At 40.0% G+C, this 15413-nt stretch carries 15 protein-coding genes; 13 read left to right on the forward strand and 2 right to left on the reverse strand.

Going from position 1 to position 15413, the window contains the following annotated elements; genetic code table 11:
- Window positions 1-161 precede the first annotated feature (161 nt).
- From MUB24_RS14950 to MUB24_RS14970, 5 genes are all read left to right on the forward strand, one after another.
- Window positions 162-437: a hypothetical protein gene (locus tag MUB24_RS14950; protein ID WP_244705438.1), complete on the forward strand. Its 276-nt coding sequence runs from the start codon at window positions 162-164 to the stop codon at window positions 435-437.
- A 132-nt stretch (window positions 438-569) separates the two neighbouring features.
- Window positions 570-1406 carry a metallophosphoesterase gene (locus MUB24_RS14955; RefSeq protein ID WP_244705440.1) on the forward strand — a complete coding sequence of 279 codons (837 nt, stop codon included), beginning with the start codon at window positions 570-572 and terminating at the stop codon, window positions 1404-1406.
- Window positions 1407-1467: 61 nt separating this feature from the next.
- The gene (locus tag MUB24_RS14960; RefSeq protein ID WP_244705441.1) at window positions 1468-1827 is read left to right on the forward strand and encodes a DUF2512 family protein; all 360 of its coding nucleotides are present in this window, start codon (window positions 1468-1470) and stop codon (window positions 1825-1827) included.
- 332 nt (window positions 1828-2159) lie between these two features.
- Window positions 2160-2657 carry a helix-turn-helix domain-containing protein gene (locus MUB24_RS14965; RefSeq protein ID WP_244705443.1) on the forward strand — a complete coding sequence of 166 codons (498 nt, stop codon included), beginning with the start codon at window positions 2160-2162 and terminating at the stop codon, window positions 2655-2657.
- 268 nt (window positions 2658-2925) lie between these two features.
- Window positions 2926-3075 carry an Lmo0850 family protein gene (locus MUB24_RS14970; protein ID WP_244705444.1) on the forward strand — a complete coding sequence of 50 codons (150 nt, stop codon included), beginning with the start codon at window positions 2926-2928 and terminating at the stop codon, window positions 3073-3075.
- Between the two features lie 114 nt (window positions 3076-3189).
- Here the strand turns inward: MUB24_RS14970 and MUB24_RS14975 are convergent, their stop codons facing one another.
- Entirely contained in the window at window positions 3190-4491 is a 1302-nt protein-coding gene (locus MUB24_RS14975; protein ID WP_244705446.1) for a hemolysin family protein, read from the reverse strand.
- Window positions 4492-5042: 551 nt separating this feature from the next.
- On the opposite strand from MUB24_RS14975, the gene MUB24_RS14980 reads away from it, so the two are divergent.
- The 6 genes from MUB24_RS14980 (at window position 5043) to MUB24_RS15005 (ending at window position 12625) form a co-directional block, all read left to right on the forward strand.
- Window positions 5043-5828: a hypothetical protein gene (locus MUB24_RS14980; RefSeq protein WP_244705448.1), complete on the forward strand. Its 786-nt coding sequence runs from the start codon at window positions 5043-5045 to the stop codon at window positions 5826-5828.
- A gap of 222 nt (window positions 5829-6050) precedes the next feature.
- Window positions 6051-7127: a D-alanine--D-alanine ligase gene (locus MUB24_RS14985; RefSeq protein WP_244705450.1), complete on the forward strand. Its 1077-nt coding sequence runs from the start codon at window positions 6051-6053 to the stop codon at window positions 7125-7127.
- Window positions 7128-7195: 68 nt separating this feature from the next.
- Window positions 7196-8572 (forward strand): UDP-N-acetylmuramoyl-tripeptide--D-alanyl-D-alanine ligase, encoded by a 1377-nt coding sequence (locus MUB24_RS14990; RefSeq protein ID WP_244705452.1) that lies wholly within the window; start codon window positions 7196-7198, stop codon window positions 8570-8572.
- A gap of 230 nt (window positions 8573-8802) precedes the next feature.
- Window positions 8803-10245 (forward strand): degradosome RNA helicase CshA, encoded by a 1443-nt coding sequence (gene cshA, locus MUB24_RS14995; RefSeq protein ID WP_244705454.1) that lies wholly within the window; start codon window positions 8803-8805, stop codon window positions 10243-10245.
- Window positions 10246-10647: 402 nt separating this feature from the next.
- Entirely contained in the window at window positions 10648-11130 is a 483-nt protein-coding gene (locus tag MUB24_RS15000; RefSeq protein ID WP_244705456.1) for a PH domain-containing protein, read from the forward strand.
- A complete protein-coding gene (locus MUB24_RS15005) occupies window positions 11123-12625 on the forward strand; it encodes a PH domain-containing protein (protein ID WP_244705458.1) in 1503 nt (500 codons plus the stop codon). Before MUB24_RS15000 ends, MUB24_RS15005 begins: the two co-directional genes overlap by 8 nt.
- A 29-nt stretch (window positions 12626-12654) precedes the next feature.
- Here MUB24_RS15005 and MUB24_RS15010 read toward each other — a convergent pair whose 3' ends face one another.
- A complete protein-coding gene (locus MUB24_RS15010; protein WP_244705459.1) occupies window positions 12655-13257 on the reverse strand; it encodes a rhomboid family intramembrane serine protease in 603 nt (200 codons plus the stop codon).
- Between the two features lie 504 nt (window positions 13258-13761).
- On the opposite strand from MUB24_RS15010, the gene acpS reads away from it, so the two are divergent.
- Both acpS and MUB24_RS15020 read left to right on the forward strand, forming a co-directional pair.
- Window positions 13762-14121, forward strand: a complete 360-nt coding sequence (gene acpS / locus MUB24_RS15015) for a holo-ACP synthase (protein ID WP_244705461.1) — start codon at window positions 13762-13764, stop codon at window positions 14119-14121.
- Window positions 14122-14359: 238 nt separating this feature from the next.
- Window positions 14360-15382 (forward strand): LolA family protein, encoded by a 1023-nt coding sequence (locus MUB24_RS15020; protein WP_244705462.1) that lies wholly within the window; start codon window positions 14360-14362, stop codon window positions 15380-15382.
- Window positions 15383-15413: the final 31 nt, after the last annotated feature.

Genomic DNA, 15413 nt, shown 5'->3' on the forward strand with positions numbered 1-15413 from the left:
CTGTTCGAGTATTTTATTTTGTGAGAATCCTAATTTATTTGCCTTACTCGCGTTTGTCTTAATTGTCTTTAAATTTTAAAGGACTTGTCATCTTTTTCATGCTTGATTACTTGGAAAATAGGGTAAAGGATAAGTAAATAATGAAAAGGAGGCAAGTCCTAATGGCTAGGAAAAGCTTGAGCCCGTATATTTTGTTAGGGATTGGAATTGCCGGTGCCACGTATTTAGTGAAGGAAGAGAATCGACATAAAGCATTCAATAGCGTTCAATCGATAAAAAGAACCGTGCAGAAATGGTATAATGGAGCAAATTCAAAAATACAAGAAGAGATGATGGAAAAGGCAGGTCATCCCGATCCTTTTGATCAGGGAGATGCAAACATGGTAGCTGAGGGTGCTATGTATGCGGTAGAATACTATAACAAGGAAGAACAGTGATTGGAATAAACAGAAGAGTTGCTCAAGAGCGGGGCACTCTTTTTTTATTGCTCATTAGGCTCATAGCATGTCATGATAGTAAATATATTAGTAGTAATAGGAACGATCATTCTAACTTGAAGGGATATTCGTATGGCACGTAAAATTTTTATCTTTATTCTATGTATTCTGGCTTTTTGGTTATTTTTAGAAGTGAATAATAATTGGTTACAGACAACCAAACATACGATTGAATCAGAAAAAATTCCGAAAGCCTTTGATGGCATGAAAATCATTCAAATCTCTGATTTACAAGATGCTACCTTTGGTGAGGGGCAATCTCGCTTGATTGATAAAATCGCTCAATATCAACCTGATTTGATTGTCATTACAGGGGATCTGGTGGATAGTAATCGGTATGATTTATCAAACAGTTTAGACTTAATCGAGCAATTGACCAGCATGACGGATGTCTTTTTTGTTTTAGGTAATCACGAGGTGGCGGTCAATAAAGTAGACGAGATGACAGATACTCTCTCTTCCTATGGGGTTCATGTCCTGCGAAATCAAGCGATCAACTTAAAGAAGGACCATAAATTGATCTCAATTGTCGGAGTAGATGACCCACTTATGAGGGGAAATGAAAGTCCAGACGAAGCGATGGAGAAAATGTTGGGAGAGGCACTTTCTTCCGTTCCAACAGGCGCCTATACGATCCTGCTTTCTCATCGTCCTGAACTAATAAATGTATACGCGGGGAAAAAAGTAAATCTTGTGTTTGCAGGTCATGCGCACGGTGGGCAAATGAGGTTACCGTTCATCGGGGGCTTGTTTGCGCCGGGGCAAGGTTGGCTGCCCAAATATACATCAGGTCAACATCAGCAAGGGGAAACCACAATGATCGTCAGTCGAGGCTTGGGAAACAGTCTCATTCCTTACCGAATTTTCAATCGACCCGAAATCATTGCCGTCACATTGAAAAGTAGCTGAAGGGTATAATTTCGTTACAAATAGGCAACCTTTTCTTTATAGGAAAAGGAGGTCGTTATCGATGCTGAATGTCGTAATAAAAGTGATCGTCGTTCCGCTCATTTTAATACTGGCATCAAGATTATTACCAAATGTTCATTTTCCCTATCTTTATCAACCGCTTGTGACAGGAGTTATATTGGCCATTGTCGGTTATTTATTGGAATTGGTCCTTTTGAAAAGAGGAACCTTTTGGATTAGTCTAGCTGTTGACTTTATTGTATCCTGGATATTTCTTTATACCTTTGTTTATTTTTTCCAAGGCGCCTATATTACAGCTTGGGGAACGATTTTAACAGCAGCCCTATTAACGGCTGTCGAATTTTTCATGCATCTCTGGTTAATTGGCTCAGGCAGAGCAAGAAAAGAACCTTCTCTTTAGAAAAAAATGGAGCAGTCCCGCAAGTACAGTCAACTGATTAGGCCTAACTCCTCGTTTGGGACAGCTCCGGTTGGATTATCCAATTTAATACCTTCATTGCTGATCACTTCCTTTTTATCATATAGATTTCCGAAAAGAGCGGTCTTTAAACCTAGCAGGGGAGAAGTAAAATAGCTGTCATAAAATGTTGAAATAAGGGGTTGCCGAAAAAGATCATCGAAAACTATTTAGAGAGCATGACAAAACCTCCCTTTACCTGACAGTTTTAGAGAGAGGAGATAGGGCGTTTTTCATGGAACTTATGATTAACGCAAAAAAACGGGAGGGATTCGGTGAATCAGCACATTTTTACAACAGAGGCGGCGAAAAGATTAGGAATAGGGGTGAGCACCCTTAGAAAGTATGCGGCATTATTAGAAGCCAAAGGTTATACATTTGAACGGGGAGCTAATAATGGACGGATTTTTGAAGAAAAGGATCTTACTCTTTTAGAGACGATATTGCGAAGAATGGAGGAGGAAGGGATAGCAGTAGAAGCAGCGATTGCAACAGTGGTGGACAAACCAAGTCAAGCAGCTCCAACCCCATCCGTTCAACCAACGGATTTAAACAATTTTATCGCGCAAATCAAAGAACTAGAAACGCAGCAGGCATCCCTTACAGAAATGAATCGACATCTTGTCAAACAGGTGGAAATTTTGACAGAAAAAATAGAAGAGAGAGAAAGAGATCAACAATTATTTCGTTTAATCGAAGAATCTCGAAAAAAGAAGAAAAGAAAGGGCATCACCTTTCTAGGACCGTTTACCCAACTAGCAGGAAAAAGGTAAAATGGAAGAACGATAAACCATTTTCGCATCGCCAAGAAAGCAAATGTCCAAAAGGCTCACTTTCCTTCATGGAGAGGAGCTTATTTTTTTCTCCTGTTTTGTCATTTCTTTCAATATTTGCGGTTATTTTCATGGAAGATGGGTAAATTATTAAAAGTACAGACAAAATAGTTGACAAATTCATTACGCTTTAAAAAAACAATATACAGTAGCTTGAAATTGAGGTAAAATATAGGTAAGATGTCAAATCTTAAAGAGGTGGATCTTCTTGCAAAGAGATCATGACCAACTACAGAAAATTATATGTAGTCTATCGGAGATTGGTGTGAAAATATCGAAAACGAAGTCTCGACTTGAACTAAGCAAGGTTGTTGATAATGTCGAGAGACTTCGAAACTATCCTGAACTTCATTCTTAAGAGGAAATAAACTGGGCATAAATCAAGAAATGTCTAGTTTATTTTTTATGTAATCAACATTTAAAAGGGCAACCGGAAAAATCAGCTTTTCACTTCCGGTGTGCCCTTTTATCACTAGGTATTTGTCGGTTTTTGTACTTCCACAATACTAATGTGAGAGCCTTCCATCGAATGGACTTGAAATTGGTATCCCTCCGCTTCAATGATATCTCCCTCTCGTAGATCATATTTTTGCGTTAGCAACCATCCTCCAATGGTATCGACCTCATCGTCTAATAAATGAATCCCTAGTAGTGCATTTACTTCCTCGATAAGTAGTTTGGCTTCAAACAAATAATGATCTTCCGCAATTTTCCGAATCTCTGGTAGTTCCTCTGAATCAAACTCATCCCTAATTTCACCCACAATTTCTTCAAGAATATCCTCTACCGTAATAATCCCGGCTGTCCCACCATATTCATCCAATAAAACGGCCATATGTGTACGTTCTTTCTGCATTTTCACTAATAAGCTTTGGATAGGGATCGTCTCAATCACACGGATAATTGGTTTGACATAGGGCATAATCGGTTCATCTCCATGACAATCGCCATGAATACAGTCTGTTAGAAACTCTTTAACATTCACGACCCCAATGATTGAATCCTTATCTCCATCTATGACCGGATAGCGAGTAAATCTTTCATGCTTGATCGTTTCGATAATTTCCTCTATGGAAGCCGATTTTTCAATTGTATAAACTTCGACTCTCGGTACCATAATTTCTTTTGCAATCCGATTGTCAAATTCAAATATTTTATTTACATAACGGTATTCGGATTGATTAATTTCTCCACTTTTTAGACTTTCTGACAGGATGATTCTAAGTTCCTCTTCGGAGTGGGCAATTTCAGTCTCGGAAGAATGCTCAAATCCAAATAACTTCACAATAAATCGTGCGGAATGATTAAGTACCCAAATAAACGGATACATGACTTTATAGAAAAAAATAAGGGGGCCTGCAACGGTTAAAGTGACTTTCTCTGCTTTTTGAATAGCGATTGTCTTAGGTGCAAGTTCTCCAACAACTACATTTAAAAAAGTAATAATAGTAAAGGCAAGAATAAAAGAAATAATTTTCACCAAAGAATCGGACAGATTCATTTTTTCAAATACAGGTCGAAATAGGGATTGCACAGTAGGTTCACCAAGCCAACCTAATCCGAGTGCAGCAACCGTAATTCCAAGTTGGGTAGCGGATAAATAGCCATCTAAATTAGATAATAATTTTTTAGCTGTGACAGCTTTTGAATTTCCCTCTGCAATCAATTGATCAATTCTAGAGCTGCGAACTTTCACAATCGCAAATTCAGAAGCAACGAAAAAAGCCGTTAAGGCAATTAAAAATAGGACAAGAACAATATTTAAAAAGAGCAATGGAGTATCTTGCCTTCACACGCAACTAGGCGTTTGAAGCAAGATTTCACCTCCCCTAATCCAAGGTTTCGTTCTTCTTACTTTACCCAAAAAAGAAGGCTTCAATCAGCAGAATATGTTTTAATGGTTTGAACTCCCCCTTCAATGCCTCAAACCCCTTCCGCTTTTCTTTGTCCTGCTCCAGACGGCAGGGGCTCGAGGTCAAATAACCCTGAACTACGAAGGGGAAATTCACCCTTCTTTAGTTCAGGAACATTTGCTTGTCGCCCCTAAACAGCCGTCTTCCGCTTTTCCTTGTCTAGCTCCAGCGCCTAGCGACTAGCAAATTTACGCCTTCTTCCTACGATAAGTCAACATCGGCTCATTCTTCGCCGTGTTTCCTTTATCTAGTCAGAAGTCTTTAAATTTGTACGTCGCTGAACAGGCGCTTCCGCTTTTCTAATCAAAACGATACATAATTGTAATGTAGGCTTGACTGCCTACATGATATAATGAGTCGTATCTAATACGGTTGTGATAAAAGTTCACCTAGAGAGATGGGGGGTTGTTTTTTGAATAATCCTATAAGAGATCAAGAAATTATTTATGTCCATATGAACCATTCTGATCGTTTTGTTATTTCTTCAGGTATTTCCTTTTCTGACTTTATAGATGGAATTTCCGTGGATTTATCCAATCTTTTGTTAATCCGCCATAAGTTTGAGGAAGGACATTTTAATATGCATATGCTGCTTGATTATGTAGATCAAGATATGCTGAAGAAGATTTCAGCCGCCGAAGTGAAGAATTATGGCGATTTTTGCTGGATAGATTTTACGGATGAAGAACAACTTAATCAGTTAAGTGGACAGGAAATAGCTGAAATTTTATATATGGGCCATTTTAAGGATCATTTAAAGCAACCTTTCTATCGAAAACTTGGCAATCAATTTGTTTATTTGACCGGTGACGATGGCTGGTTGAATAAAACTTATTACCAATCATGGGAACCTTTTTTTACAATGCTCGGGTCAGTCATTGCCAAGAAAATGATGAATCAAAGGGAGATCGGTTTTTTAAATTTTCGTAAGAAAAGGAGATTATCACCTATACCTGGAGAAATTCTTCATTCTTTTATGGATGATATGAAAGAGGGAATCGTTATTTCGCTTGGAAAGTCGAACCGTAATCGTTCCGTGCTAGAGATCCCGATTTGGCTGGTTGGAGATTTTTATGATATGGATACAATGACGACAGAATATGAATTGATAATGGAAACCAATCAACCAGATGGTAAGCTTGTTTTGGATCGAAAAACTGGGGAATGGCAGGCCTTAACCAAATATGTAGTGAAATGACCCTTCAGCAATGTTCAAATCGGAGTGCTTTTGTCGAAATTTTGTTTACGGCAAAGAGAGAATGTGGAACTACCTTATGGTGGTTCCACATTTTTTAGAATATAGCGGTACGCCTCAATATTCCGCCCATATACTATTAACACGCACGATTAGAAAATATTTAGTTATGGCTTTGGATCCATGGTAAAATAGATGACATATATACATGATGGAGGATTTTTAATGAAAATTAATCTTTGTTTATTATATGGTGGTAAGTCAGCAGAACATGAAGTTTCTCTACAAACAGCAAAAGCTGTGATTCAGGCTCTGGATACAAGTAAATTTTCCATTCATCCGATCTTTATTACAAAGGAAGGGGCTTGGAGAAAGGGACCAGAGCTTTTAGAACCTGTCGAGACAGTTCGGGAGCTTGAATATGAACAAACCGGTCAGGAGGTGGGTCCCAACGCCTTAGCAACTATACTTTCCCCTAAGGATAATCGCACTTTTGATGTTGTTTTTCCATTATTGCATGGTCCAAATGGGGAAGATGGTACTGTACAGGGAATGCTGGAGCTCTTGAATATCCCTTATGTTGGGAATGGTGTACTCTCCTCCTCGGCAGGAATGGATAAGGTTATTATGAAAAATTTATTTGCCCAAGAAGGATTGGATCAAGTGAACTATACTTGGTTCACTCGAAGTACATGGGAAGCTTCCCCAGATCGCGCTTATGAACAAGTTGAGAGGGAGATTCACTATCCTTGCTTTGTAAAACCTGCTAATCTAGGCTCCAGTGTGGGGATTAGTAAATGTGAAAATCGGGAAGAGTTGAGTGCCGCTTTTTCTGAGGCCTTCCGATACGACAGAAGAATTATTATTGAAGAAGGTGTATCCGCAAGGGAAATTGAAGTGGGCTTACTGGGGAATGATTTTCCAGAATGCTCGGTTGCAGGAGAAATTGCTCCGAAAAGCGAATTTTATGATTATCAAGCCAAATATTCTGATGGAAATACAGATCTTATAATTCCAGCGGATATTCCGGCTGAACAGTATACAGAAATACGAAATATGGCGACTAGAGCTTTCCGGGCCTTGGATTGTGCCGGTCTTGTACGGGCAGACTTCTTTATTACCAATGAGGGAAGAACCTTAATTAATGAAGTGAATACCATGCCAGGATTTACTCCAGTTAGTATGTTCCCGCTACTTTGGAAACATACGGGGCTTGATTATCCCGCATTGATCGAACGTCTCGTTCACCTTGCACTAGAAAGACATGATGAAAAACAAAAGATTACTCATACATTTTTTTAACAAAAATACTACTAGCTGTCCTAGGCATAGTGTAGCAGAGGACAGCCTGCTTTATTGGAGGGATTTGTGTGATTCAACGAACAATCGAACAATTAGCATCGATGATGAGTGTAGAAAATGATGTGACAAAGTATAAAGACCATTCCATCAAAGGGATTGCTTTTGATACGCGGATGATGGAGGAAGGCAATTTATTTGTCCCTTTAAAAGGGGAAAACGCAGATGGGCATCAATATGTGGAGAATGCGATTGCGAAAGGGGCAGGGGCTGTTTTATGGCAAAAGGACATGCCTTATCCACCTGAGGAACTGCCAGTTTTGATGGTAAAGGACACTTTGGTAGCCTTACAAGAACTTGCCCATTCTTATCGAAAACAAATACCTGTAAAAGTCATTGGAATTACCGGTAGTAATGGGAAAACAACGTCAAAAGATATTGCGGCAGCCGTTTTTTCACAAGAATATCGAGTTCATAAAACAATGGGGAATTTTAATAATCATATTGGCTTGCCGTATACATTATTGTCAATGGAAGAAGATACCGAGGTAGCTATTCTTGAAATGGGAATGAGTAGTAAAGGAGAGATATCCCTACTTTCTAAAATTGCTGAACCTGATGTAGCGATTATTACAAATATTGGTGAAGCACATTTACAAGATCTAGGTTCAAGAGAAGCGATTTCTGAGGCGAAATTCGAAATTACGGATGGACTTTCACAGAATGGTTTGCTCATTATTCCTGGAGAGGAGCCGTTATTACATAATAAAATCACTAATCTTCAACAAATTCGCATCCAAACATTTGGAGAAACAGGTAGCAATGATGTCTATCCCGAAAAGATTCGAATGGATGAAACGGGTAGTGAATTTACAATCCCCTCCTTTAAGGAAGACGTCCTTTTTCTCCCCATTCCTGGCAAACATAATGTTTTGAATGCTCTAGCGGTTTTCTTGGCAGCGAAAGATTTTACTATTCCGTATTCTTCGATCAAAGCAGGTTTGAAATCTGCAGAATTGTCTAATATGAGAATGGAATGGCATGAGGGGATGAAAGGGACAAAAATTTTAAATGATGCTTATAATGCGAGTCCAACCTCCATGAGAGCGGTGCTTTCCATGTTTGCAGATATGGGGGGAGATCGTGATAGAATTGTCGTCTTAGGTGACATGCTTGAACTTGGTGAGCATGAAAAGGAATACCATCAGCAGCTTGGGATGGAGTTAAACCCTGAGAGCATTAAATACGTTTTTATTTATGGAAAGCTTGGAAAATATATAGCAGAAGGAGCCTTAAAACATTTTTCGCGAGATAGGGTCTTTGACTTTACCGAGAAAAGCGAATTGATTAAGCGATTAACGGAAAAAATAAAGGGAAATGAGTATATTCTTTTTAAAGGCTCGCGCGGAGTGAAATTGGAAGAGGTAATAGAAGCACTAGAAAAGTAAATCAAGAAGAGAACTTTAGGAATGTAGTAGGTGCAAAAATTCAATTAGTAGAAAATTTCCTTTACGTAAAATTGTATTCAAAAACATTTAGTGATAGAATTATGAACATCGTTTACAATTTTTTTGCATTGAACCATGTTCTTAGGATGTTTTTGGGCAAAGGGACTGGGAAATAGAAGTAGTGAGACGACATGTCTCAATTTGAAGGAATCAAAGGAGATTGAGAAGCATTGACGAAGTTTGCAGAATTGAATATAAGCCCTGCTCTTTTAAAAGCAGTTAATCGAATGGGCTTTGAAGAAGCAACACCGATACAAGTAAAGACCATTCCATTAAGTATGCAAGGAAAGGACTTAATAGGGCAGGCGCAAACTGGTACAGGTAAAACTGCGGCATTCGGTATTCCATTGATCGAAAAGCTTGATGTGAGAAGCCCGCATGTGCAAGGAATTATTATTGCCCCTACGAGGGAGTTGGCAATACAAGTATCAGAAGAATTATTTAAAATTGGGAGAGACGCTCGTGCCCGTGTTTTGGCCGTTTATGGAGGTTCCGATATTCAACGGCAAATTCGTGCATTGAAAAAAGGTCCGCATATTATTGTAGGAACTCCTGGGCGGATCTTGGATCATATTAAGCGCAAAACATTAAAACTGGATAAAGTCCAAACGCTTGTGTTGGATGAAGCCGATGAGATGCTTAATATGGGATTCATTGACGATATCGAATCGATTTTAGAAAGTGTTCCGGATGACAGACAAACATTGTTGTTTTCCGCAACAATGCCTAATCCAATACGTAAAATTGCAGAACGATTTATGAAATCCCCAGAAACGATCCGGGTAGAAGCCAAAGAAATGACAGTTCCATCGATTGAACAATATTTTGTTAAGGTTCATGAAAGGGAAAAATTCGACGTATTGGCACGTCTCATTGATGTTCAGTCACCTGAACTTGCGATTGTCTTTGGTCGTACAAAACGACGTGTGGATGAATTGTCTAACGCCCTAACACTTAGAGGCTATGCCGCAGAGGGTATCCACGGCGACCTTAGCCAAGCGAAGCGTTTATCGGTTTTAAGAAAATTTAAAGATGGAAAAATCGATGTGCTCGTGGCGACAGATGTAGCAGCTCGTGGCCTGGATATTTCAGGTGTGACCCATGTGTATAATTATGATATTCCACAAGATCCTGAGAGCTATGTTCACCGAATTGGCCGGACCGGACGTGCGGGAAAAGAGGGAATGGCGATTACCTTCGTAAGTCCGCGTGAAATGGGGTATCTTCGAATTGTGGAGCAAACAACGAAAAAACGGATGCAACCAATGCGCCCGCCAACTTGGAATGAAGCATTAGAGGGTCAACAACGCATGACTATGGAAAAAATAGAAGAAGTCATTAAAGAAGGAAACTTCGATGAATATAAAGCAGTAGCGAATGAACTTCTTACTGAATATCAAGATGCTGTCTCCATTGTAGCAGCGGCTTTAAAAACAATTACAAAAGAACCCGATAAAACACCGGTTCATATTACGGAAGAACGACCACTTCCATCCAAACGAGATTCTTATCGTGGTGGCGGTGGAGGCGGCAATCGCAACCGCCGTGGAAAATCTGGCCCGCAATCCTATAAGGGCAACCGCAAGCCCCAACGCCGCACTGGGCGTCGTTAATCCGAAAAGCGGAAGACGGCTGCATAGGAGCGACAGTCAAATGTTCCTGAACCTAGGAAGGGCGGTTTTTCCCTTCCAAGGTACAGGGTTATTTGACCTCGAGCTCCTGCCGTCTGTAGCTAGACAATCCGAAAAGCGGAAATTAAAATAGAAAAATGGCCTTTCAAAGAATATTCTCGCTAAAAAATAGTAAGCGATCGTGAACCAAATCACAGTCCTCTGTGCCTAAAATGGTTTAAAAAAGCAATCGGACCAGCCGGTTGCTTTTTTTAATCCAAGTAGCAAAGAAATACATAAGCGTCTTCTTACAAATAAGCTAAATGAATGAAAATGATGAATAACTTGAAACTATATTCCACAGGGGAACGTATAGATAGATGACGAAGAAAGGAAGGATCTCAAATGAAACTTGAACAACCATCGAAGCAAATTTCCTTGCGTGGTTTAAAAGTATGGCGAATAACCGGAAGCCTTTACTCCATCCTGTTATGGATTGTAGTGATTGCCGGGGGTTTTGTTACTTATTTTTTTGAATGGCCATTATGGATCGTTTTTTTCGCAGCGGGAATTGCGTGCATCGTCACGATTTTAAGTATTTTCATTGTTCCACCTATTCGCTGGGGCCGTTGGAGGTATGAGGTGAGAGAACAGGAAATTGAACTGCAACACGGCGTTTTCTTCATCACTCGTACCCTCGTACCCATGGTTCGTGTTCAACATGTGGATACTGTGCAAGGGCCACTCCTGCGCAAATACAATTTGGCCACCATTCAAATTTCAACGGCTGCAACCGTGCATGAAATTCCCGCTGTAGAACTACAAGAAGCCGAAGCAATGCGGCAAGCGATTTCGAGCTTGGCAAGGGTGGCGGAAGATGATGTCTGAACCGAAACGTCTCCATCCCATTATGATTCTATTGGACATTGTGAAAAGTATTAAAGACGTGATCGTTCCGATTTTTATTTATTTTTTTATTTTCTTTTTCAAAGAACCTTCCGATAATATTTGGCTGCGGCTGAGCCCTTACATTTTTGTGGGGATTATGCTCATTATGCTCATCGTGACAAATGTGATTTCTTGGCTGCGCTATACATATCGACTTGAAAACAATGAACTGAGAATTGAGTACGGCCTATTTGTAAAAAAGAAACGATATATCCCTTTTGAACGAATTCAAAGTCTTGATTTCTCTGAAACCATTTTTCACCGTCCCTTTGGGCTTGTCAAAGTAAAAGTAGAAACCGCAGGGGGAAACCACGATGAAGCGGAAGCCGAAATGACAGCGATTAAGAAAGCGGAAGCAGATGCGATCAAACAAATCATTGCACAAGCAAAGGATACGGGAGAAATCTCTGAAAATGCCGATGGGGAACTTGAGACGGAATCGAATAAAGAAGCCATTCTTTATAAAATTTCCCGTAAACAATTACTGTTTTTTGCCTCTACTTCCGGACGGGCAGGTGTCATTATCTCGGCCGTCATCGCCTTTCTTGCCCAGTTTGAAGAGATTATTCCCTTTAAAGCGATTTTTCACGAAATGGAAAATATCGTAAAAGCGGGATTACTCATTGTGACGCTAATTGTCTGTTGTGTTCTCGTTCTTGCATGGCTTTTATCCGTAGTTTGGGCTTATTTAAAATATAATGATTTTACCTTAAAATGGGTGAATAATGAATTTGTGATTACGAGAGGACTATTAGAAAAGCGAACGACAACGATTCCTGCCCGCCGAGTACAGGCGATCAAAATTTCAGAGACCCCATTTAGACAACCGTTCGGCTATGCGAGCGTCTCCGTTGAATATGCGGGTGGTTCGATTACAGATGACAATCAATTCGGTATGCTGATGCCCGTAGTGAAAAAGAAAGAAATTGCGCAACTTCTTGAACAGGCATTGCCAGACTATTCATTGGATGTCGACTTAACCAGTGTACCCAGAAGAGCAAAGCGGCGATATTATTTTTTAAAAATGTTTTTTCTCGCCCTTTTAACAACCGGTTTATCGATTTGGCTATGGCCTTACAGTCTTTTCTCATTACTGCTCGTCCCGCTTGCTTGGGTGTGGGGGCATTTTCAGTATCGATCAGCCGGCTGGAATTTAACCAACCAACAATTGGTCTTACGTTCACGTGATATTCAGCAAGAAACAGTGTACTTACGAAAAAATCGGATTCAATCCATGGATATTGAAGTGAATTGGTTTCAGAAGAGAGCAAACCTTGCGACTATCCATACAACGGTCATGAGTGGGGGCCTGGGGAGTGCTAAGGTGAAGCATGTAGAAGTAGAAGATGCAAGAAAGATGTATCAATGGTATCGACCGGACAAAAAACCGGGGAAAAGAAACGAAGTCCATGGGGAGGAGCCGCAAATCCCGTAAGACTTCGTTCGTGAAAGCGGAACTTCATTTTACCTAAAGTCAATCGGGCGAAAATGAAGCAGGATTCTTCCGATTAAAAGACCACTAATTAACCCGAAAATATGCCCAGTAATGTTTACATTCGGGGTGAAGAAAGTCATAATCACACTTATGACGGCGATCGGAAGAATGACTTGTTTTCCTTGTTTGGGCATGTATTCCTTTTTAAATAAAATAACGGCCAAATAAATGCCAAATAGGCCAAAGATCGCCCCACTTGCCCCAATATGGGTGTAATAAGGGGGTTGGATTAATAAGGTGGCGAGATTCGCTCCGATTCCACTAAGGATATAGACTAGAATAAAGCTTGCTTTACCTAACGCTCTTTCAAGAGCTGGTCCAAATAGTACGAGCGAAAAAGAATTAAACAATAAATGTGTAAAATTCACATGCACAAGAATAGGTGAAACTAAGCGCCAATATTCCCCTTCACGGATAAATAAATTGACCCCGGCTAAGGATTCTAATAATAGATTCTTGGGGAAAAAAGGGACATGCATCAATAAAAATAGAATAATTTGGATTCCAATGATAAAAGAAATGACTGGATAACGTTTAAGAAATTGTCCAAAACTCTCTGTTCTGACAAACATGATTTGCTTCTCCTTTCTAGTAGATAAAAAAGCATAAAAATTGGCTGGTGTTTGATCCAGCTCCAGCGCCTAGCCCCTCGAGGTCAAATAACCTGAGCCAATAAAAGTCAAAACCGGACTTTTCTTGTCTCAGAACATTTGCTTGTCGGAGGCCTGCAGGATGCAGGTCAGAACGGCGTTGCGACAGGACGTCGCGCTTTTAGCCGTTCTTCCTATTTTAAAGGCGCTTGCGCTTTTCTTACGGGATAGGAAAGTATAAAAATTGGCTAATGTTTGGATCTAGCTCCAGGCGCCATCGGCTCGAGGTCAAATAACCTAAGCCAATAAAAGTCAAAACCGGACTTTTCTTGTCTCAGAACATTTGCTTGTCGGGGCTGAACAAGGCGCTTGCGCTTTTCTTATAGAGAAATCTTACTTTACCTAGCATAAATCATGGTACGAAATAGAACAACTTTTGATCAATTCATATGGTGTAAGTTCAGTTTTTAGAAGGGAGGGAGAAAGATGATTATTGGTATTGGTTTAGATATCGTAGAAATAAAAAGAATAGAAAATGTTTGTCTAAGGCAGGAGAGATTCCCAGCGAGAATTTTGACAGCAAGGGAAAAAGAGCTCTACTTGTCATTATCAGAAAAAAGGAAAGCAGAATTCTTAGCCGGCCGTTTTGCCGCAAAGGAGGCGTATGCAAAGGCGCGAGGGACAGGACTTGGCTGCGAGCTTTCGTTTTTGGATATTGAAATTATACCAGACCGAAATGGCAAGCCCTATATCAACAAGCCCCAATTTGAAAAGGCTCATCTCTCTATTACTCACACAGAGCAATATGCAGCCGCACAGGTTATCATTGAGTCCTACAAGATGTAGATTCAAGAACGTCGTGCTTCCTCCTTCCAAGGCGTCTTGTGCTTTTCTTAAATAATAGGTCTAATCCCCATACTTGTCTCATATATTTTTAATGCGTTAGGAGAGATGGGGATGGCTGCGGAATGATGAGCGCACCTGAGCGGAACGGTCGCTAGTATTACAGTGTGAAGATCAATGATTTCACAGCCACTTTCTCTCTTCTTTTCATGGTCAAAAAGGACAAGAAGGGGTTGAAAGAATGAGAAAGGGGTTATGGATAATTGGATTATTGTTCGTGTCAGTTGTGGTCCTTTCCGCCTGTGGGGCAAAGTCTCAGGAAGATGTCACAAAAGCTTTAGAAAAAAAGGTGGGGGATTTAAAAGGGTATAAGGCCGAGGCGAAAATGACATTGACCGTTGGGGAGGAGCCTCAAACCTATAATATCGATGTTTGGTATGAAAAGCCGGGAAATTATCGTGTCCATTTAAAAAATGAAAACAAAGATCAAAGCCAAATGATCTTACGCAATAAAAGCGGTGTATATGTATTAACCCCGGCATTAAACAAAAGCTATCGTTTTCAGAGTGAATGGCCTGAAAATAGTAGCCAAGCTTATTTGTTTGAATCGCTCGTGAAAGACATCCTTGACGATAAAGAGGCAGAATTTAAGGCGGGTAAGGATCAATTTGTTTTTCATTCAAAAACACGCTACCAGAATAAGAAAATGCTTCCTTCTCAAGAAATCACTTTAAAAAAAGGATCATTAGAACCTGTTAGTGTGAAAGTTTTGGACAACAATCAGAATGCTGTTGTCACTGTCGAATTCTCCAAATTTGAATTTGATGCTAAATTTGACTCCAATGCCTTCGACACAAAGAAAAATATGACGAGTGCACAATTGGATATTCCTGTTCTTAAAAATGTAGGGGATAGTGATGATTTTGCTGTGAAATATTCAATGGCAGAAATTCCAGGAGTAAAGCTTCTTGAAGAAAATGAAGTATCAACGGAAAATGGAAAAAGGGTTATTTTAACGTATGCTGGTGAGGATAAGTCCTTTACGATTTTCCAAGAGGCTTCAGAAGTAAGCCCGACCTCTTCGATGGAGGTCATACCAGTTAACGGCGAGATGGCTGATTTAGGATTTTCGATTGGGGCGATGACAGAAGGTTCGATTAGTTGGACAGATCAAGGAGTAGATTTTTTACTCGTTTCCTCTAATTTAACTCCTGAAGAAATGGTGATGGTCGCAAAATCTGTTCAAGGCAGCTCCGTCAAATAATGGCGGCAATACTTTTAAAATTGTTTGACAG

Origin of the sequence: Lederbergia sp. NSJ-179 (assembly GCF_022867885.1) — a bacterium.
Classification (GTDB): domain Bacteria; phylum Bacillota; class Bacilli; order Bacillales; family Bacillaceae_C; genus Lederbergia.